This is a genomic window from Neoaquamicrobium microcysteis, assembly GCF_008180155.1.
Lineage (GTDB): Bacteria > Pseudomonadota > Alphaproteobacteria > Rhizobiales > Rhizobiaceae > Aerobium > Aerobium microcysteis.
This window is the reverse complement of record NZ_VSZS01000055.1, coordinates 64,144-82,387: the sequence shown is the minus strand read 5'-3', so window position 1 is coordinate 82,387 and position 18,244 is coordinate 64,144. Positions and strand designations below refer to the sequence as shown.

The 18,244-nt window shown below is 64.4% G+C and carries 17 protein-coding genes and 1 riboswitch; of the genes, 6 read left to right on the top strand and 11 right to left on the bottom strand.

The annotated features are described in order from the left end of the window. The first annotated feature begins 4 nt into the window (after nucleotides 1-4). Nucleotides 5-376 (top strand): cell division protein ZapA, encoded by a 372-nt coding sequence (locus tag FY036_RS04350; protein WP_148913485.1) that lies wholly within the window; start codon nucleotides 5-7, stop codon nucleotides 374-376. 5 nt (nucleotides 377-381) lie between these two features. On the opposite strand, the gene FY036_RS04345 is transcribed toward FY036_RS04350, so the two are convergent. Genes FY036_RS04345 through FY036_RS04330 form a run of 4 tightly spaced genes read right to left on the bottom strand, consistent with a single transcriptional unit; the run spans nucleotide 382 to nucleotide 3,428 of the window. Beyond that, a complete protein-coding gene (locus FY036_RS04345; RefSeq protein ID WP_148913484.1) occupies nucleotides 382-684 on the bottom strand; it encodes a CcdB family protein in 303 nt (100 codons plus the stop codon). Continuing rightward, nucleotides 684-920, bottom strand: a complete 237-nt coding sequence (locus FY036_RS04340) for a type II toxin-antitoxin system CcdA family antitoxin (RefSeq protein WP_148913483.1) — start codon at nucleotides 918-920, stop codon at nucleotides 684-686. The genes FY036_RS04345 and FY036_RS04340 overlap by 1 nt, the downstream gene beginning before the upstream one ends. Nucleotides 921-969: 49 nt before the next feature. Next, entirely contained in the window at nucleotides 970-2,781 is a 1,812-nt protein-coding gene (locus FY036_RS04335; RefSeq protein ID WP_148913482.1) for an ABC-F family ATP-binding cassette domain-containing protein, read from the bottom strand. A 2-nt stretch (nucleotides 2,782-2,783) separates the two neighbouring features. Then, the gene (locus tag FY036_RS04330) at nucleotides 2,784-3,428 is read right to left on the bottom strand and encodes a thiamine diphosphokinase (RefSeq protein WP_148913481.1); all 645 of its coding nucleotides are present in this window, start codon (nucleotides 3,426-3,428) and stop codon (nucleotides 2,784-2,786) included. Between the two features lie 74 nt (nucleotides 3,429-3,502). Further along, nucleotides 3,503-3,625: riboswitch (TPP riboswitch) on the top strand. 41 nt (nucleotides 3,626-3,666) lie between these two features. Between FY036_RS04330 and thiB the strand changes: the two genes are divergently transcribed. The 4 genes from thiB to FY036_RS04310 all read left to right on the top strand — a co-directional run bounded on the left by thiB (nucleotide 3,667) and on the right by FY036_RS04310 (nucleotide 8,696). After that, nucleotides 3,667-4,668, top strand: coding sequence for a thiamine ABC transporter substrate binding subunit (thiB, locus tag FY036_RS04325; protein WP_148913480.1), 1,002 nt, complete (start codon nucleotides 3,667-3,669; stop codon nucleotides 4,666-4,668). A 31-nt stretch (nucleotides 4,669-4,699) separates the two neighbouring features. Then, entirely contained in the window at nucleotides 4,700-6,307 is a 1,608-nt protein-coding gene (thiP, locus tag FY036_RS04320; RefSeq protein WP_148913479.1) for a thiamine/thiamine pyrophosphate ABC transporter permease, read from the top strand. Then, nucleotides 6,304-7,014, top strand: a complete 711-nt coding sequence (gene thiQ, locus FY036_RS04315) for a thiamine ABC transporter ATP-binding protein (protein ID WP_148913478.1) — start codon at nucleotides 6,304-6,306, stop codon at nucleotides 7,012-7,014. The genes thiP and thiQ overlap by 4 nt, the downstream gene beginning before the upstream one ends. Before the next feature lie 203 nt (nucleotides 7,015-7,217). Then, entirely contained in the window at nucleotides 7,218-8,696 is a 1,479-nt protein-coding gene (locus FY036_RS04310; protein WP_148913477.1) for a M48 family metalloprotease, read from the top strand. A 2-nt stretch (nucleotides 8,697-8,698) separates the two neighbouring features. Here the strand turns inward: FY036_RS04310 and FY036_RS04305 are convergent, their stop codons facing one another. From FY036_RS04305 to FY036_RS04275, 7 genes are all read right to left on the bottom strand, one after another. Continuing rightward, nucleotides 8,699-9,562, bottom strand: coding sequence for an RNA polymerase factor sigma-32 (locus tag FY036_RS04305; RefSeq protein ID WP_148913476.1), 864 nt, complete (start codon nucleotides 9,560-9,562; stop codon nucleotides 8,699-8,701). Between the two features lie 242 nt (nucleotides 9,563-9,804). Further along, nucleotides 9,805-10,377 (bottom strand): CarD family transcriptional regulator, encoded by a 573-nt coding sequence (locus FY036_RS04300; RefSeq protein WP_148913475.1) that lies wholly within the window; start codon nucleotides 10,375-10,377, stop codon nucleotides 9,805-9,807. A gap of 360 nt (nucleotides 10,378-10,737) precedes the next feature. Next, nucleotides 10,738-11,076 carry a ferredoxin FdxA gene (gene fdxA / locus FY036_RS04295; RefSeq protein WP_148913474.1) on the bottom strand — a complete coding sequence of 113 codons (339 nt, stop codon included), beginning with the start codon at nucleotides 11,074-11,076 and terminating at the stop codon, nucleotides 10,738-10,740. 130 nt (nucleotides 11,077-11,206) lie between these two features. After that, on the bottom strand, nucleotides 11,207-11,593 hold the full coding sequence (locus FY036_RS04290; protein ID WP_148913473.1) for an RNA-binding S4 domain-containing protein: 387 nt from the start codon (nucleotides 11,591-11,593) through the stop codon (nucleotides 11,207-11,209). After that, nucleotides 11,594-14,767, bottom strand: a complete 3,174-nt coding sequence (locus FY036_RS04285; RefSeq protein WP_148913472.1) for a helicase-related protein — start codon at nucleotides 14,765-14,767, stop codon at nucleotides 11,594-11,596. A 671-nt stretch (nucleotides 14,768-15,438) separates the two neighbouring features. Then, nucleotides 15,439-16,164, bottom strand: a complete 726-nt coding sequence (gene phbB / locus FY036_RS04280; protein ID WP_148913471.1) for an acetoacetyl-CoA reductase — start codon at nucleotides 16,162-16,164, stop codon at nucleotides 15,439-15,441. Nucleotides 16,165-16,241: 77 nt separating this feature from the next. Beyond that, nucleotides 16,242-17,426 carry an acetyl-CoA C-acetyltransferase gene (locus FY036_RS04275; protein WP_148913470.1) on the bottom strand — a complete coding sequence of 395 codons (1,185 nt, stop codon included), beginning with the start codon at nucleotides 17,424-17,426 and terminating at the stop codon, nucleotides 16,242-16,244. Between the two features lie 213 nt (nucleotides 17,427-17,639). Between FY036_RS04275 and phaR the strand changes: the two genes are divergently transcribed. After that, on the top strand, nucleotides 17,640-18,233 hold the full coding sequence (gene phaR, locus FY036_RS04270; protein WP_148913469.1) for a polyhydroxyalkanoate synthesis repressor PhaR: 594 nt from the start codon (nucleotides 17,640-17,642) through the stop codon (nucleotides 18,231-18,233). Nucleotides 18,234-18,244: the final 11 nt, after the last annotated feature.

Below are 18,244 nucleotides of genomic sequence, written 5' to 3'. Positions count from 1 at the left end.
ACCGATGGCGCAGGTAACCGTAACCATAGACGGCAAAGCCTACCGGATGGCGTGCGACGAAGGGCAGGAAGAGCACCTGATCGACCTTGCGGCACGCTTCGACCGCTATGTCTCCCACCTCAAGGGCTCGTTCGGCGAGATCGGCGACCAACGGCTCACGGTGATGGCCGGCATCATGGTGATGGACGAGCTGGCGGAGTTGCAGAAGCGCATGAAGGGTCTCGAAAGCGAGATCGCGACGCTGCGCAAGACCCGCGACGACGCGCTGACCAAGGCCGACAAGAACGATGCCGCCCTCACCGGCGCACTGGCGAGCCTCGCCGAGCGTATGGAAGGGCTGGCTGACAGACTCAACGCCGATCGCGCGCCGGGCTGATCGGCTCAGAACCCTTGAACTAGCAGATCGAGAGCGGCGGTGATTTCATCGCGCCGGTCGCTCACATTTGCCACCCGGTCCCGGAGAGCCGACACGGGAACCGCAAGCAGGTGCTGGGTGTAGAGAGCGTAGCGCTTATCGCCAATGACGAACATCGGATTAAGCTTCTTCAGCGGTGTTCTGTGAGGATTTTCGGGCAGCAGCGGGATGGCAATCCGCGTGTCGAGGCCATCGAAAGTGTCGGCCTGAATGCTTACCAGCAGATTCTCGCCTCCGCGCGGATCGCGATAGACATCGTACCTTGCCATCAGAACCCGCGATATTCTGCGAACGGGAGGCCGTGCTCCTCGAAATATCTGTTGTTCTCTTCTATCGCGTCGCGATTTTCTTCAAGCCAAAGCTCGGCCTTCCGGCTGGCTATGGCCTTGGCGACGCCAGCGTCGGCGGCGCGAGACACATTGACGTTCAAAGCCTTGGCTTCAGCCAAAAGGTTCGCGTCGATGGACAGGTTGACGGATTTGCGCTGTGTCGACTTTGTCAGCATTGGCTCTACTCCTTGCGCATAACATATGCGCATGGCTCACGCGCGGCAACTACCCCTCGATTTCCTCGCGAAGCATTTCCAGTTCCAGCCATTCTTCTTCCATGGCGGAGAGCCTCTCGCGCAGAGCGTCGAGTTCGGCGGCGATCTTCGCGAAACCCGCCGGATCGCGCGTGTAGAAGGCGGGGTCGGCCATTTTGGCCTCATGAGCCGCCATCTTCCTCTGCGTGTCGTCTATCTGCCTTGGCAGGGTTTCGAGCGCGAATTTCTGTTTGTAAGACAGCTTCTTCGATGAAGCCGCCTTCACAGTAGCCGCCGGGGCATCCTTTTTCGCCGGCTCGTCCTTCCTCGCGCGCTGCGCGCGATCGTCCAGCTTCTGCCCACCTCGCTGGGCGAGCATGTCTGCATAGCCGCCGGCATATTCGATCCAGCGGCCGCCACCTTCCGGCGCAATCACGCTGGTGACGGTGCGGTCGAGAAAGTCGCGGTCGTGGCTGACCAGCAGCACGGTGCCGGGATAGCCCGCGACCAGTTCCTGCAGCAGATCGAGCGTTTCCATGTCGAGGTCGTTGGTGGGCTCGTCCAGCACCAGCAGATTGGCCGGGCGGGAGAGGATGCGCGCAAGCACCAGCCTCGCGCGTTCCCCACCGGAAAGCTCGCGCACCGGCGTGCGTGCCTGCTCCGGCTTGAACAGGAAATCCTTCATGTAGGACACAACATGCTTCTGCTCGCCATTGACGATCAGGCTGTCGCCGCGCCCGTCGGTCAGGTAGTGCGCAAGCGTTTCCGAAGGGTCCAGTTCGCGCTTCTGGTCCAGCGCGGCTATCTCGAGATTGGCGCCCAGCCGCACGGTGCCGCTGTCGGGCGCAAGCTCGCCGATCAGCATCTTCAGCAGCGTCGTCTTGCCAACGCCGTTCGGCCCGACGAGACCGACGCGGTCGCCACGCTGGATGCGTGTCGAAAATTCTTTCACGACGGTCAGGTCGCCGAAGCTCTTGGCTATGTTCTTCGCCTCAATAACCAGCTTGCCAGATTCATTGGCTTCGGCAGCCGACATGGAGGCAGCCCCCTCCGGGCCGCGCCGCGTGCGAAAGCGCTCGCGCATCGACTGCAGTTCGCCCAACCTGCGCATGTTGCGCTTTCTGCGCGCGGTTACGCCGTAGCGCAGCCAATGCTCTTCCCGCACGATCTGGCGGCCGAGCTTGTGCTGTTCGGTCTCTTCCTCGTCGAGGATCCGGTCGCGCCATTCCTCGAAATGCGCGAAGCTTTTTTCCAGCCGCCGCGTCTGGCCGCGATCGAGCCACACCACGGCGCGCGAGACGCGCTCGAGAAAGCGGCGGTCGTGCGAAATCATGATGAGGGCCGATTTCGTGCGCTGGAGCTCGCCTTCGAGCCATTCGATGACGGCAAGGTCGAGATGGTTCGTCGGCTCGTCGAGAAGCAGGATGTCGGGTTCCGGTGCCATCACCCGCGCCAGTGCTGCGCGTCGCGCCTCGCCGCCCGAAAGCGTCGTCGGATTCTCTTCGCCCGTGAGGCCGAGGCTTTCGATGAGGTAGGTGGCGCGGTAGGGATCGTCGGCCGGACCCAGCCCTGCCTCGACATAGGCGCGCACGCTCGCAAACCCGTCCATGTCGGGCTCCTGCGGCAGATAGCGCACCGTCGCCGTCGGCTGGCGAAAAATCTCGCCGTCCTGCGGCTCGACCATGCCTGCGGCGATCTTCAGCAGGGTGGACTTGCCCGAGCCATTGCGCCCGACAAGCGCGATCTTGTCGCCGGCGGACGCGGCAAGTTCCGCCCCGTCCAGCAGCGGCGTGCCGCCAAAGGTCAATCTGATGCCGTCGAGGGAAAGAAGCGGTGGGGCCATGGTCACATGCGATAGTAGGAAACGGGATGGGCGATCAACAGCGCGCGCCCGAAGAAGAGCGTAGCCGTCAATTCGCCTGCGACCTCGTTGGAAAGGGTCAGCGATGAGCCGAACGGCACGAAACGGTCGGCAAGCGGCCATTTCGCCCCGGAAAGCGAAAGGCCCGAGAGGTCGGAGAAGGGCAGCACGCTGAACACCGTACCGGCTTCGTAGTCGAAGCGGCTGGCCCCGGGCAGCAGCGGGACGCCTTCCTGATGGCCGCTGGTGAGCAGGCAGGCCGTGCCGGCCTCCGCCAGCCGCAGCGCGGCCGCCAAGTGCAGGAACGCATGGTCGGCGCGGGCGCCGCCGAAGGCGCCGACCAGCACCAGTTCGCGCGCGCCCCGGGCCAGAGCGGCTTCGATGGCGATCTCACCGTCGGTCTGATCCTTTTCGGCGGGAAAGGCTTCGACGGGGACGTCGGCATGGGCGGAACGCATGGCATCGTCGACCGAGTCGAAGTCACCGGTCCACAGTTCGGGCGTTAGCCCAAGCGCCGCCGCATGCTTCATGCCGGAATCGGCGGCGATCACCCGCACACCGTCCAGCTGGCGGGCGAGGCGTGGCGTGGCGACGAGGTCGCCGCCAAGGAGGATGGCGAAGCGGGTCATGGGCCCGCCTCTATCACGGGGAACGGCCTTCGCGAAAGCGCTTGCGCCGGCCGCCGTGCCGCCCTATGTCTCGAAACGCTCTAACGGGGTGCCGGCCGCATGTTGCGGGCCGGCTGAGAGGCATAACGGGGAAACCCGGCCAACCCGCTGAACCTGATCCGGCTCATACCGGCGGAGGGATTAGACGCTGCACACGAAGCGCCTGATTTCCCTTGAAACACGAACCAAGGAGGCGCCGATGCGCGACAAATTCGTTTCCCTTTTTGCCTTCTCGCTTGCTTTCGCGGCAATCCCCGCGGCCGCACAGGAGAAGCTGACCGTCTATACCTACGACAGTTTCACCTCGTCCTGGGGCCCCGGCCCGGCCATAGAGAAAGCGTTCGAAGCCGAATGCGGCTGCGAACTTGAATTCGTCGCGGTGGCCGACGGCGTCGCATTGCTCAACCGGCTGAAGCTGGAAGGCGCGGGCACACAGGCCGACATCGTGCTCGGTCTCGACACCAACCTGACCTACGAGGCAAAGGAAACCGGGCTTTTCGCACCACACGGCATCTCGCTCGACAAGGTGGATGTGCCGGGCGGCTGGGACGACGACACGTTCGTGCCGTTCGACTACGGCTACTTCGCGTTCGTCTATGACAGCGAGGCGATCGATACGCCGCCAGCCAGCCTGAAGGAGCTGGTCGAGGGCGACCCTGAAGAAAAGATCGTCATCCAGGACCCGCGCACCTCGACGCCCGGCCTCGGCCTTCTGCTGTGGGTCAAGGCCGTCTACGGCGACGAGGCCGCGCAGGCATGGGAGAAGCTCAGCCAACGCATTCTCACGGTCACGCCGGGGTGGAGCGAGGCCTACGGCCTGTTCACCAACGGCGAAGCGTCGATGGTGCTGTCCTACACCACCTCGCCCGCCTACCACGAGATCGCGGAGGACAGCGACCGCTACAAGGCGGCTTCATTCGAGGAAGGACACTATCTTCAGGTCGAGGTCGCGGCCGCCACGGTGAAGGGAGCCGACAATCCGCTCACCCCGCGCTTCCTCGAATTCATGACCGGCCCGGGCTTTCAGGACGTGATCCCCGAGACCAACTGGATGTTTCCTGCCGGCGAGACCTCCGGCCCGCTGAACCCGGTCTTTGACACGCTCGTCCAGCCGGCTCAAACGCTGGAGTTCTCGTCCGAGGAAGTCGCCCGCAACCGGCAGGAATGGGTGAACGAGTGGCTCGGCGTGATGAGCCGGTAAGTACGCTCGATGAGCAGCCGGCAGCCGCCCCATGTCTAGGCCAGACCGCCGCGTAATCGCCGGTGTAGCCGGGCTTGGCGCTGTCGGCATTCTCATCGGCGGCGCGTTTGCGGGGCTTCTGGGGGAAGCCGTCAACGACTGGTCGGGCGCCGTCTCGGCGTTCGACACCTATATGCTGCGGGTCACGCGCTTCACGCTGTGGCAGGCGGCGCTTTCCACCCTGCTTTCGGTGGTGCCGGCGCTGCTGGTCGCTCGCGCGCTGGCGCGGCACCCGCACTTTGCAGGTCGCGCGCTGATCCTCAGGCTGTTCGCCCTGCCGCTGGCACTGCCGGCTATCGTGGCGGCTCTCGGCATACTGGCGCTGCTGGGCCGTGCGGGACTTTTCGCAGACGTGCTAACGGCCGTCACAGGCACGCGCTGGCAGGGCATTTACGGACTGTCGGGCATTCTCGTCGCGCACGTGTTCTTCAACCTGCCTCTGGCGACGCGCCTGTTCCTGCATGCGCTTGAAACCGTGCCGACCGACCAGCGCAGGCTGGCGGCACAGCTGGGCATGGGCGCGCGCGCCTCGTTCCGCTTCGTCGAATGGCCGGTGCTGCGCGCAGCCCTTCCGGGCGTTGCGGGGCTCGTCTTCATGCTGTGCGTGACCTCGTTCACCATCGTGCTGACGCTGGGTGGAGGTCCGCGCGCAACCACGCTGGAGGTCGCGATCTACCAGGCGCTGCGCTTCGATTTCGACCCCGCCCGCGCGGTCGCGCTCACCGGAGCGCAGATCGTGCTCACCGCAATCGTCGTCGCATTGCTGATGCGGCTGGGCGCGAACATGGCGGGCGACGCGAACCTTCCGGTAGCATCGAGGGCTCCTGCCGTGGCCGGCAGGGCGGAGCGCATCCTGAATAGCACTGTCATGCTGGTGGCCCTGCTGTTCGTCGCGGGGCCGCTGGCCGCCATCGTCATCTCAGGTCTTCAGGCCGACCTCGCAAGGCTGGCCGCCGACCCCGCGGTGCATGCAGCCACCGCGACCAGTCTCGTCCTTGCGCTGCTCGCGGGCCTGCTCTGTGTGCTGTTGTCTCTTTCGCTCACCATGGCGCGCCGCGCGATGGAGCTGAAAAGGCCACGCAACGCCGCTCCCTCGCTGCTGGAGCGGATGCTGGATACGGGTGCGGGTTTCGTGCTGGTCGTGCCGCCGATCGTGGTCGGCGCCGGCTGGTTCATGCTTCTGCGCCAGACGGGGCAGGTCTTTGCGATCGCCCCCGTCATGGTCGTGACGGTGAACGCCGTGATGGCGATGCCCTTCGCGATCCGCGCCCTCCGCCCCGCCTATGATGCAGCCAGCGCGCGCCACGAGAAGCTGTGTGCATCGCTCGGCATCTCGGGCATAAACCGATTTCGCCTCGTGGACTGGCCGTCGATCCGCCGGCCGCTCTGCACCGCGCTGGCCTTCGCCATGGCGCTCTCGCTCGGCGATCTGGGCGTGATCGCGCTTTTCGGTTCGGATGCCGTGCAGACGCTGCCCTATCTGCTGCTTGCACGCATGGGCAGCTATCGGACTGCCGATGCCGCAGGGCTTGCGCTCTTCCTCGGCATCATCTGTCTTATGCTGATGATGCTGGTCGACCGTACGAGGAGCCGGACATGAGCGGCGCGGCTTTGCGCATGGAGGACGTCGCGTTCAGCTACGGCGATATGGCGATGTCGTTCGATCTGGCCGTCGAGCCGTCCTCCATCGTCGCCGTGATGGGGCCTAGCGGATCGGGGAAGTCGACGCTGCTCAACCTCGTCGCCGGCTTTGAGACACCGGCATCCGGGCGGATCATGATCGACGGCGCCGACGTTGCGCGCCGGGCTCCGGCCGAGCGCCCGGTGTCGATGATCTTTCAGGAAAACAACCTCTTTGCCCATCTCGACGTGGAAAAGAACGTAGGACTTGGCCGCTCGCCCGCCCTGCGGCTGGACGCCCCCGACAGGGCCGAAATCGCCTCGGCGCTCGCCCGCACTGGCCTTGCCGGCAAGGAGCATCGGCTGCCGGCCGAGCTTTCCGGCGGCGAACGCCAGCGTGTGGCCTTGTCGCGCGTTCTGGTGCGCGATCGGCCGATACTGCTGCTGGACGAACCCTTCGCCTCGCTAGGCCCCGCGCTGCGCCGCGAGATGCTCGAACTGGTGCGCGACCTGCACGGCGAGCGGGGCATGACGATCCTGATGGTGACGCATCACCCCGACGATGCCGCAGCGCTGGCCGACCATGTGGCGTTCATAGAGCAGGGTCGCGTCTCGGCCCTTGCCCCGTCATCAGTCATGTTCTCGCGGGATGCGCCCGCCGCCTTCAGCGCCTATATTGGGGCTTGACCGGGTCGATTCGGTGCCTTTGCCGCCCGGATGCCGACACATTTACCGGCCAAACCGGACTTGCGAGGAGGGCCTGGGCGTATCCGCAGAGAGCTGAGTGCGGTTGCAGCCTTTCAATCCTACAACTCGTTTTTGAGATTCCAGAGCTACGAGAGGACGCCGACCTGTCCATCATACTGCGGGAAAAGCTGATCGACCGGGCGATGTCGTCGTCGGGCCGCATCCCGCGGCGCGGTGTGCTGTCGCTCGTGCTCGCGCTGGGGCTGGCCGGTTGCCAGGTGCTGGACAGCGCCGGCAATGGCGACGCGTTCCGCCCCTCCGCCAACCCGGTCATCGTCGATACGGTCACCCGCAATGACCGCATGGCGGCTATCGCGCGCGAGCAGCATCCGCGCATCTTGGCTACCTATGGCGGGGAGTATTCCGACCAGAAGCTCGAGCGCATGGTCGCAAGGGTCGTCGGCACGCTGACGCTCGACCCAGACAACCCGAACCAGACCTACCAGATCACGATCCTCAACTCGCCCAACATCAATGCTTTCGCGCTGCCCGGCGGCTATCTCTATGTCACCCGCGGCCTGCTGGCGCTCGCCAATGATTCGGCCGAACTGGCAGCCGTGCTTGCGCATGAGATGGCGCACGTGACCGCCAATCACGGCATCCAGCGTCAGCAGAAGGAAGCCGAAGAGGTTCTGGCAAGCCAGGTCGTCAACGACGTGCTTGGCAGCGATCCCGCCGCCCGCGTGGCGCTGGTGCGCGGCAAGCTCCGCCTGGCGCAGTTCTCGCGCAATCAGGAACTCGAGGCGGACGCCATCGGCATACGGTCGATCGCGCGCGCCGGCTACGACCCGTTCGCGGCCGCCCGCTTCCTCCAGTCGATGGCCGCCTACAGCGCGTCGCGGAGCGTGACCGGTGCGGTGGACGAGAACCTCGACTTTCTTGCCAGCCACCCGACCGCGCCACAGCGCATCGAACTGGCACTGCGGCACGCCCGCCTGTACGCGCCGCCCGGAACCGGAAACCGCGACCGCAACCAGTTCCTCGATGGTCTCGACGGCATGCTGTTCGGCGACACGCCCGATGAAGGCTTCGTGCGCGGCCGCACCTTCCTGCATCCAAAGCTGGGCGTTGCCTTCGCTGTGCCGGAAGGCTTCGTGATCGACAATACCGCCGCCGCCGTCACCGCAGCCGGCCCCGGCGATGTCGCCATCCGCTTCGATGGCGTTTCAATCGACCAGCGCGTTTCGCTGGCCGACTATGTTCGCAGCGGCTGGGTGGCGGGCCTCGATCCCAATACCATCCGCCAGCAGACGATCAACGGCAACGAAGCGGTTTCCGCCAGAGCCCGCGCCGATGGCTGGCAGTTCGATGTCACAGTCATTCGCGCCGCGGGACAGGTCTATCGCCTGCTCACGGCAGCACCCGCGGCAAGCACCGCGCTCGACACGATCGCGACCGACGTGGGCGCGAGCTTCCGGACGCTCAGCGCCGCCGAGAGGGAAACGCTGCGGCCGCTGCGCATCAGGGTGGTGACCGTTCAGGCCGGCCAGACCGTCGCGACGCTGGCGGCGCAGATGCAGGGGGTGGATCGCAAGATGGACATGTTCCGTCTCATCAACGCGATGAACGCCGGTGCGACGGTTTCGGCCGGTGCACGGGTGAAGATAATCACGGATCGGTAGACTTACGCGGCCGTGCCCACGGCCTCCGGCGCGATCCTCATCAGCGCCGCGCGAAGTTTTTCCAGCGCACGACCTTCGATCTGGCGCACGCGCTCCTTGGAGATGCCGAGTTTCTGACCCAGCGCCTCCAGCGTCGCGCCCTCCTCGCGCAGCCTCCTTTCGCGGATGATGCGCAGCTCGCGCGCATTCAGCGTCGCCAGCGCCTGATTCAGCCAGCGCACGCGGCGCTCGTCGTCGATCGTGTTGCCGACGACCTCGTCCGGCAGGGGATCGTCCGATACGAGGAAATCCATCCGGTCGGAACCATTACCGTCTTCCGCACCCACGGAGGCGTTCAGCGAGGTGTCGGGGCCGGAAAGCCGCGCATCCATCGTCGCGACATCCGTGGTGGAGACGCCGAGCGCCTGCGAGATTTCGAGATAGAGGGCGTCGTTGGACAGCACCCGCGAATCCTGCGCCAGACGCGCCCGCAGGCGGCGAAGATTGAAGAACAGGGCCTTCTGCGCCGACGATGTTCCTCCGCGCACGATTGACCAGTTGCGGAGGATGAAATCCTGCATGGATGCGCGGATCCACCACGTGGCGTAGGTCGAGAAGCGAACGTCGCGCTCAGGCTCGAACCGGGCTGCCGCTTCCAGCAGACCGACATGCCCTTCCTGGATGAGGTCGTTCATCGAGAGCCCGAAATGGCGGAACTTGGAGGCCATGGAGATCACGAGCCGCATATGGGCCACTGTAATGCGGTGCAGCGCCTGCTGGTCGCCGTTCTCTTTCCACCGTACGGCGAGATCGTGCTCTTCGCCACGTTCCAGATAAGGCGCCTTCATCGCCTGTCGGATCATGCTTCGCTTAGCCGGATCGTCCATCTCGCGCTCCCACTGCTGCCGCGCCATTTGCCGCGTTGGATGAGGCCGGGCGGCCGATCCAGAAAGCAGGCGAAATATCGGCGCACCCCCGAAAAACAAATACGTGGGGAGATGGGCATTGGTTCCCTGCGGGACTGCACAAACGTGTGAACGGGGTGCCCCGCGGCAACATCGCCAAAACGAAAAGACCCGGCCGCAAGGCCGGGTCTTCAACAGTCTGGAAGCGCTGCCGAGAAAGTGGCTTATGCCGCCTCTTCCTGCTCGGCTTCCTCATTGTCGGCTTTCGCCCCGCGGCGCGGCCCCTTGTTGAGGTTGACCTCGATCAGGCGAACGGCCTCGGTATCCGACATCTTGTTGACGGCCGCGATCTCGCGCGCCATGCGATCGAGCGCTGCTTCGTAGAGCTGGCGCTCCGAGTAGGACTGTTCCGGCTGATTTTCGGCACGGTATAGGTCACGCACCACCTCGGAAATCGAAATCAGGTCGCCCGAATTGATCTTGGCATCATATTCCTGCGCGCGGCGCGACCACATGGTGCGTTTCACGCGGGCGCGTCCCTGAACGACCTTCAGCGCGCGATCCACATAGTCGGTCTCGCTCAGCTTGCGCATACCGATGGAAGTCGCCTTGGCGACCGGCACCTTCAGGCGCATCTTGTCCTTCTGGAAATCGATGACGAAAAGTTCCAGCTTGTGGCCCGCGACTTCCTGCTCCTCGATCGCCGCTATCTGGCCGACGCCGTGCGCCGGGTAGACGATGAACTCGCCGGTCTTGAAGCCATGCCTGGTCGCGGATTTCTTCTGCTGGGTTGCCATACGCCCTGTACTCCTTTTTATGTCCTTGTGTCGCGAACCGTGGCGGCTCGCGCAGACTTTGACCGACGAGCCGGCCCGCCAACTGCCAGGACAGGACAAAAGCCTAGCATTCCGAAAGAAGCCTCGGGCCCGGATGCAGCGCCATGGCGCTTGCCCGGCCCAGATCGCCCTGGTTCCGGATGCGTATCAGCCTTTCAATGATTAAAGCGCTCGCGCCATAAATCGACGTCTGTCATCGGCAAGTTGCAAGTATGTAACATAAAAAGTGGAAAGAATCAACAATTTGCCGCAGGCGCGAACAAATGCGCTACGCAAGCGGGACCGCAGCGTGAAATTGACGCAGCGTCATCGAAGCCGGAATCAGTCGCCCTCGCCGGGCTCCGCGGAAAAATACTTTTCGAATTTCCCCTCGACCCCGTCGAACTCCTTGGCGTCCGCCGGAGGCTCCTTCTTCGCGGTGATGTTGGGCCACTTGGAAGCGTATTCGGTGTTGACCTGCAGCCACTTGTCGAGGCCGGGCTCGGTATCCGGCTTGATCGCGTCGGCCGGGCATTCCGGCTCGCACACACCGCAGTCGATGCACTCGTCCGGATGGATGACGAGCATGTTCTCGCCTTCATAGAAGCAGTCGACCGGACACACCTCGATGCAATCCATGTACTTGCACTTGATGCAGTTGTCCGTGACGATATAGGTCATTGGCGGCTCCGGCCGAGCGGTCAGTCTCTTGCAATCCGGCGGTGAGGTAGCGCCTTTGCGACAGCCACGCAAGGGTGACGAATGCGCACAAGCCGGGCCCCGGGGAATGAAATTCCAACTACAGGCCAGATCAGTCCGGCTCGCGCAGAGCATCGGTGCGGCGGCGTTCCTTCTTTGTGGGCCGGCCGCTGCCCTGCTCACGCACCGGCACCATGACATCGGGCGGCACGTCAGCGGTCTTCTCGACGGGCGGGGTCAGGTCCTCATAAAGCGTCCGCGCCTCCTCGGCGGGGCCGCGCCGAACGCCCGGTTCCAGAACCCGATAGACGATCACCCGGCGATCCAATGTGATCGTCAGCACATCGCCGGCCTTCACCGTGTGTGAAGGCTGGTCGATCTTCTCGCGATTGAGACGCACTCGGCCGGCCTGCACCACCTTCGCTGCCAGCGAGCGTGATTTTACGACCCGCGCGAAGAACAGCCACTTGTCGATACGTTGCCGTCCTTCACCCGCCATCTACTTCTTCAACTGGTCTCGCAGGGCGGCGAGTTTCGCGAAAGGCGAATCCGGGTCCATCCTCACCGGCCGCTCCTCGCGCGGCTTGCCGGCGGCACGATCATTGCCACGCCGGTCGTCTCGGCGGGGCGGACGCCCCTCGCCTTTGCCGGCATTTCCCTTGCCACCGTCGCGCTTGCCGGCATCCCCCTTGCCCTTGAAGGACTTGGAGCGGTCGAAACGCTCGCGCCGACCGTCCGGCCGGGCCTCGCCCTCACCGCCCTCGCGACGCTGGCCCTGCTGCGGGCCACGGTTTTGGCCCCGGTTCTCGCCCCGGTTCTGATTGTGGCGCTGACCATGACGCGGGCGACCTTCGTGGCGGGCCGGCCGCCACAACAGAATCGGCTTCGGCTCTTCCTCGGCTTCGGCAGGCGCCGCATCTTCCGGCATGGCGACGGGGGTGGCTTCGGGCACGTCCGCCGGCTCGGTCGCGGTTGCAGGCTCTTCAGCAGCTTCGGCCGCAGCCTCCTGCGCCGAGGCGTCCTCCGTATCGACGGCTGCAGGTTCGGCAACGGCTGCAGTTTCGTCGGCGCTGCCCTGTACGGCTTCCGGTGCCACTGGTTCAGCGGCAGCGGTCTGCTCCGCCTCGCTGGCCGCCTGCGCCTGAGCGGCCTTTGCAGCGACGCGCTCGCGTTCGGCGGCGTCCATCGCATCCAGCCGCGCCTGAACCTCGGCGACAGGCTTGGCTTCGGCCCGATATCCGAGACTCTTGAGGATCTCTTCCATGTCGTCGGCGGTGGCGCCGAGGATCGACATCATCGCCGGCGTGACGATGAAGGCTGCGCCATCGAAGGCGCCGTCGGGACGCTGGCCTGTGCCTGCCCGCCACGCGAGTGCGGGGCGGATGAGGTCTGCAAGCCGCTCCAGAATGTCGACGCGCACCGCGCGTCGTCCGAGCGTGCGGTATCCCGCGAGCTTGTAGAAGGACGGCTCGAACTCTGCATCGACGACGACCGAGGTGCGGCCGGAGGCAAGCGCGTTCACCACGTCGCCGAAGCCGGGCTTGTCCTTGCCGTCGTTTGACAGAGACCACAGGAGCGTGACGAGACCGGCAGGCGCAGGCTTGAGCAGAGCGGGCACGAAGACGTGGAACGCGCCGAACCGCACGCCCAGCCTGCGCAGCGCGGCGCGCGCCTCCTGGTCGAGCGACTTGACGTCGTCGGCAACGTCGCGGCGGTTAAGCAGGCCGAAATTCTCGACCAGACGGAAGGCGATACCCTTAGCGATACCGGCCAGCTGCTCGGCATTCTTGAGATCGAAGAGCGGCTTGAGCAGCGTTTCCATCTGGTAGTGGACGAAACGCTCCGCCCGCGCGGCCACCCGGTCGCGCGCAGGTCCGGTCAACTGCTCGTCGGCCAGGAGGATGACGCGCGGCGAAAGCGGATCGTCGCCGGCCACGAGTGTCGCCACCGGCGCGCCGATCCAGCGCAGCAGCCCGTCGGAAGCCAGCGCAAAGTCGCCATTGGCGGCATTGGCGAAACGCTCAGCACGCGTTTCGAATTCCTGCGCCAGCGCCTTTTGCGCCGCAGCCTTCACCGCCTTTGCATCCTCGCCGTCCGCCGACTGGTCCGCCGTGAACCGGAAGCCGTGGAGCGCGCCAACATGGTGTCCTTCGACGACGACATCACCCGACGGGTTTATTTCTGCTTCAAGCATCGCATTTTCTCTCAGGCGCCTCATGAGCACGGAAGTCCTGCGGTCTACGAAGCGTTTCGTCAATCGCTCGTGCAGCGCATCGGACAATCTGTCCTCAATCTCGCGCGTTTTTTCCTGCCAGTGTGCCGGATCGGCCAGCCAGCCGGGTCGGTGGGAAACGAAAGTCCAGGTGCGTATCTGCGCGATGCGGTGCGACAGGGTATCGATGTCGCCCTCGGTGGAATCGGCGCGGCGCACCTGCTCGGCCATGTAGGCCTCGTCGACATGGCCCTTGCGGGCAAGGTCGAGGTAGATTGAGCCGATGATGTCGGCGTGCTGCGCAGGCGCGATGCGGCGGTAATCCGGCAGCGCACAGGCTTCCCACAACAATTCAACCCGTTTCGCGTCTGTCGCCAGCCGGCGCACATCCTCGTCCTGCGAGAGATGCTCCAATGCGCGCGCATCGACCGAAGGCAGGGCGCGGGTAAGGCCTTCGACACGCGGGATACGGTCGATCGAGCGCTTGAGAGCGTCGATGGACGAGAAATCGAATGCCGCGCTACGCCATTGCAACACCTTGACCGGGTCGAAGGTGTGCGACTCGATACGCTCGACCAATTCGTCGGCCAGCGGATCGACCTGCCCCGTCACCCCGAACGTGCCATCGCGCAGATGGCGACCGGCCCGGCCGGCGATTTGCCCCAGCTCTGCCGCTGTCAGGTCGCGATACTGGTAGCCGTCGAATTTCCTGTTCTGCGCGAAGGCGACGTGGTCCACGTCGAGATTGAGCCCCATGCCGATGGCGTCGGTGGCGACAAGATAGTCCACGTCGCCGGACTGGTAGAGATCCACCTGCGCGTTGCGCGTGCGAGGAGACAGCGCGCCAAGAACGACCGCCGCACCACCCCGCTGGCGGCGGATGAGCTCCGCGATGCCGTAGACCTCGTCGGCCGAGAACGCCACCACGGCAGAGCGTCGCGGCAGCCGCGTCATCTTCTTCTGGCCGGCATAGGCCAGATGCGACATGCGGGGCCGGGTCACCACCGATATGCCGCGCAGCAGCCTTTCCAGCACGCCCCGCATGGTGCCCGCGCCCAGAAGCAGCGTCTCCTGCCGCCCACGCAGATGAAGAATGCGATCGGTGAAGATGTGGCCGCGCTCCAGATCGGCGGCAAGCTGCACCTCGTCGATAGCCACGAAGGCGGCATCGGTCTGGCGCGGCATGGCCTCGACCGTGCAGACGGAGTAGCGCGCGCCGGGCGGCACGATCTTTTCCTCGCCCGTCACCAGCGCCACCTTGTCGGCACCCACCTTCTCGCAAACGCGGGCGTAGACCTCGCGCGCAAGCAGCCGCAGCGGCAGGCCGATCACACCGCTCTCATGCGCAACCATGCGCTCGATCGCCAGATGCGTCTTGCCGGTGTTGGTAGGCCCGAGAGCCGCCGTTACATCCCGCCCGGAAAGGACGAGGGGTTCGTCTGCTCTAGTCTGGATATTCATCTTCTGAGGCAGGCCCTCTTGGAGAACGCTCCCGTAGCATGGCGGCGACGTGGAGCGGAAGATGCAGGCAACCCGATAGATAGGCCACGTGGACGGCGATGCCAGAGCGGTGATGCCGGCAAACGACGTTAATGGTTGGAACGAGTCTGGAACGAATCAGCGACGAATCACTGACTCCGCGATGTTCCCGTTCCATTCACGGCTAGATGTTGAGACGAGGCCGAGTCATTTCACCAGATGCTGAATCAACCAGAAGCCGTACCCCTCTCTTTTCTCCACCGTCGTTAACCTTTGGCTGCCGACCGCCAAAAACGCCCGTCGGAGCTCCGCTGCATACCTGGCCAAGATTCAGATTTCATTAGGATTTTCTTTACGCGCCCTTCATCTTTCACTGCAGGGCGGCCTGCCGCCATTAACTTTCCGCTCAAAGGAAGAACGAATCGGCGACGAATCACTCATGGCGTCAGTTTCCCGTTTCGTTCTCTACCAGATGTTGTGCCGTACACAGCCTGCCCACAATAAACCCACAGGTTTTCAACAGTGATTCGGCACAGGCGTGGACTGGCCTGTTAACCTTTTCGTACCGAAACGGATCGAAGGCCCGCGCCCTAGCAGAACGAGAGACGGCCCCGCAAAGGGGGCCGCCGCAATACGTCGAAGCTAAGAACGGGTCAGACGAAGAACTGGCCGCCGTTCGCCGAGATGGTGGAGCCGGTGATGAAGCCGGCCTCGTCGGAGGCGAGGAACACCACGATGCGCGCGATCTCCTCCGGCTCGCCGAGACGGCCGACAGGGATTTGCGGGATGATGCGCTCGTTCAACACTTTCTCGTCGATTGCCTTCACCATCTCGGTCGCGATGTAGCCGGGACAGATAGCGTTGACGGTTATGCCGGCGCGAGCGCCTTCCTGCGCCAGCGCCTTGGTGATGCCGAGGTCGCCGGCCTTGGCGGCGGAATAGTTGGCCTGTCCCGCCTGTCCCTTCTGGCCGTTGATCGATGAAATCGTAATGACGCGACCAAACTTGCGGTCGCGCATTCCTGACCACAGCGGATGCGTCATGTTGAAGACGCCGTTCAGGTTGGTGTCGATGACCTCCCGCCATTGCTGCGGCGTCATCTTGTGGAACATGGCGTCGCGGGTGATGCCGGCATTGTTGACGACCACATCGACGGGGCCGAGATCGGCTTCGACCTGGGCTATGCCGGCCACGCATGCATCGTAGTCCGCCACCGACCATTTGTAGACCGGGATGCCGGTCTCGTCCTTGAACCGGGCCGCCGCCTCGTCATTCCCGGCGTAGTTGGCCGCGACCTTGTAGCCCGCATCCCTCAGAGCCACGGATATGGCCGCCCCGATGCCGCGCGAGCCGCCTGTGACGATTGCCGTTCTTGTCATGCTTGTCCTCCCTATTTTGGCAGTCGGCAGTTCGGCAGTCGGCAGGCGCTTCTTCCAATTGCCGACTGCCGATTGCCCTAGTTCATCGCTTCCACGCACATGGCGACACCCATGCCGCCGCCGATGCACAGCGTTGCGAGCCCCTTCTTCGCGCCGCGCCGCTGCATCTCGAAGACCAGCGTGTTGAAGACGCGCGTGCCGGAAGCGCCGATCGGGTGGCCGATGGCGATCGCGCCACCGTTGACGTTCACGATGTCCGGATTCCAGCCCATGTCCTTGTTGACCGCGCAGGCCTGCGCGGCGAAGGCCTCGTTGGCCTCCACCAGATCGAGGTCGTCGACCTTCCAGCCGGCCTTCTCAAGCGCCTTGCGCGAGGCGGGGATCGGCCCCGTTCCCATGATCTGCGGGTCGACGCCGGCCGTGGCCCACGACACGATGCGCACCAGAGGCGTGATCCCGCGCCTTGCAGCCTCGTCCTCGGTCATAAGCACGACGGCGGCAGCGCCATCATTGATGCCCGATGCGTTGGCTGCCGTCACGGTGCCTTCCTTGTCGAAGGCCGGCTTCAGCTTCTGCATCGCCTCAAGCGTCGCGCCGTGGCGGATATATTCGTCGGCATCGACGACGATTTCGCCCTTGCGCGACTTGATCGTCACCGGCACGATCTCGTCTTTGAAGCGGCCTGCCTTCTGCGCGGCCTCGGCCTTGTTCTGCGAGGCGACGGCGAAGGCGTCCTGCTCCTCACGCGAAAGCTGCCACTGGCGCGCGACGTTCTCGGCCGTGTTGCCCATGTGGTAGCCGTTGAAGGCATCCCAAAGGCCGTCGCGGATCATCGTGTCGATCATGGCGTAGTCGCCCATCTTCACTCCCGCCCGCAGATGCGCGCAGTGCGTGGACAGCGACATGGATTCCTGGCCACCGGCAACGATGATGCGCGCATCGCCGGTGGCGATCTGCTGCATGCCCACGGCGATGGTGCGCAGGCCCGAGCCGCAGACCTGGTTGAGCACCCAGGCGGTGGTTTCCTTGGGAAGGCCCGCCTTGATCGAGGCCTGCCGGGCCGTGTTCTGGCCCTGCCCCGCGGTCAGCACCTGCCCCAGAATGACCTCGTCCACCTCCGTGGCTTCGACACCGGCGCGTGCGAGCGCCTCGCGGATGGCGACTGCACCCAGCTCATGGGCCGGGGTGTTGGCGAAAGCGCCGTTGAACGACCCGACCGGGGTGCGGGCGGCGCTGGCGACGACGATGGCGGAAGCGGACATGGGCTTTCCCTCGAATAGGCATTGCGATGATGGTTGTGGAAGTTCTTGCCGTTTCCATGATGCGAGTCAAACCGGAATGTGCCCGGCGGCCCCACAGTCCCGCACTGCACAAATCGCTTTCATTTGCCGGGCTTTTGCGCATATCCTCTTGTTTCGGCTTGCAAGCTGGCCGATGGTCGACGTCTGAATACGCTGCATTCCGGGAGGTCATGAATGCCCGCAAAAGACGATCCGGTGGTGATAAAGAAATATGCCAACCGCCGCCTCTACAACACGGGCACCAGCACTTATGTGACGCTGGAGGACCTGGCCGAAATGGTGAAGAAGGGCGAGGACTTCACCGTCCAGGATGCCAAGAGCGGGGAGGACATCACCCACCCCGTGCTCACCCAGATCATCTTCGAGCTGGAGAACAAGGACGGGCAGAACATGCTGCCCATTCCGTTTCTGCGCCAGCTGATCTCGTTTTACGGCGACCAGATGCAGATGGTCGTGCCGAGCTTCCTCGAACAGTCGATGATCGCGTTCGCCAAGGAGCAGGAGCGCTTTCGCGAGCAGATGAAGGACGCCATGGGCAAGACGCCTATGGACATGATGAAGATTTCCACGCCGATGAAGGCCATCGAGGAACAGGCGAAGCGCAATATCGAGCTGTTCCAGAACGCGATGCGCATGTTCACGCCGTTCCCGACGCCAGGCGCAGGTGAAGAGCCTGACGGCAAGGCTGAAAAGGCCGACGACCTTCAGGATCTCAAGGAACAGATCGCCGCCATGCAGCGCAAGCTCGACCAGATGGGCAAGGGCTAGCTTAAGCGCGC

What these genes read in the sequence shown, in the direction of transcription:
- FY036_RS04300 (WP_148913475.1), bottom strand. Translation starts at nt 10,377, where the DNA reads ATGGCAACCCAGCAGAAGAAATCCGCGACCAGGCATGGCTTCAAGACC.
- FY036_RS04340 (WP_148913483.1), bottom strand. Translation starts at nt 920, where the DNA reads ATGCTGACAAAGTCGACACAGCGCAAATCCGTCAACCTGTCCATCGAC.
- thiP (WP_148913479.1), top strand. Translation starts at nt 4,700, where the DNA reads ATGTCTAGGCCAGACCGCCGCGTAATCGCCGGTGTAGCCGGGCTTGGC.
- FY036_RS04305 (WP_148913476.1), bottom strand. Translation starts at nt 9,562, where the DNA reads ATGGACGATCCGGCTAAGCGAAGCATGATCCGACAGGCGATGAAGGCG.
- phbB (WP_148913471.1), bottom strand. Translation starts at nt 16,164, where the DNA reads ATGACAAGAACGGCAATCGTCACAGGCGGCTCGCGCGGCATCGGGGCG.
- FY036_RS04290 (WP_148913473.1), bottom strand. Translation starts at nt 11,593, where the DNA reads ATGGCGGGTGAAGGACGGCAACGTATCGACAAGTGGCTGTTCTTCGCG.
- FY036_RS04345 (WP_148913484.1), bottom strand. Translation starts at nt 684, where the DNA reads ATGGCAAGGTACGATGTCTATCGCGATCCGCGCGGAGGCGAGAATCTG.
- FY036_RS04275 (WP_148913470.1), bottom strand. Translation starts at nt 17,426, where the DNA reads ATGTCCGCTTCCGCCATCGTCGTCGCCAGCGCCGCCCGCACCCCGGTC.
- fdxA (WP_148913474.1), bottom strand. Translation starts at nt 11,076, where the DNA reads ATGACCTATATCGTCACGGACAACTGCATCAAGTGCAAGTACATGGAT.
- phaR (WP_148913469.1), top strand. Translation starts at nt 17,640, where the DNA reads ATGCCCGCAAAAGACGATCCGGTGGTGATAAAGAAATATGCCAACCGC.
- thiQ (WP_148913478.1), top strand. Translation starts at nt 6,304, where the DNA reads ATGAGCGGCGCGGCTTTGCGCATGGAGGACGTCGCGTTCAGCTACGGC.
- FY036_RS04350 (WP_148913485.1), top strand. Translation starts at nt 5, where the DNA reads ATGGCGCAGGTAACCGTAACCATAGACGGCAAAGCCTACCGGATGGCG.
- thiB (WP_148913480.1), top strand. Translation starts at nt 3,667, where the DNA reads ATGCGCGACAAATTCGTTTCCCTTTTTGCCTTCTCGCTTGCTTTCGCG.
- FY036_RS04335 (WP_148913482.1), bottom strand. Translation starts at nt 2,781, where the DNA reads ATGGCCCCACCGCTTCTTTCCCTCGACGGCATCAGATTGACCTTTGGC.
- FY036_RS04285 (WP_148913472.1), bottom strand. Translation starts at nt 14,767, where the DNA reads ATGAATATCCAGACTAGAGCAGACGAACCCCTCGTCCTTTCCGGGCGG.
- FY036_RS04330 (WP_148913481.1), bottom strand. Translation starts at nt 3,428, where the DNA reads ATGACCCGCTTCGCCATCCTCCTTGGCGGCGACCTCGTCGCCACGCCA.
- FY036_RS04310 (WP_148913477.1), top strand. Translation starts at nt 7,218, where the DNA reads ATGTCGTCGTCGGGCCGCATCCCGCGGCGCGGTGTGCTGTCGCTCGTG.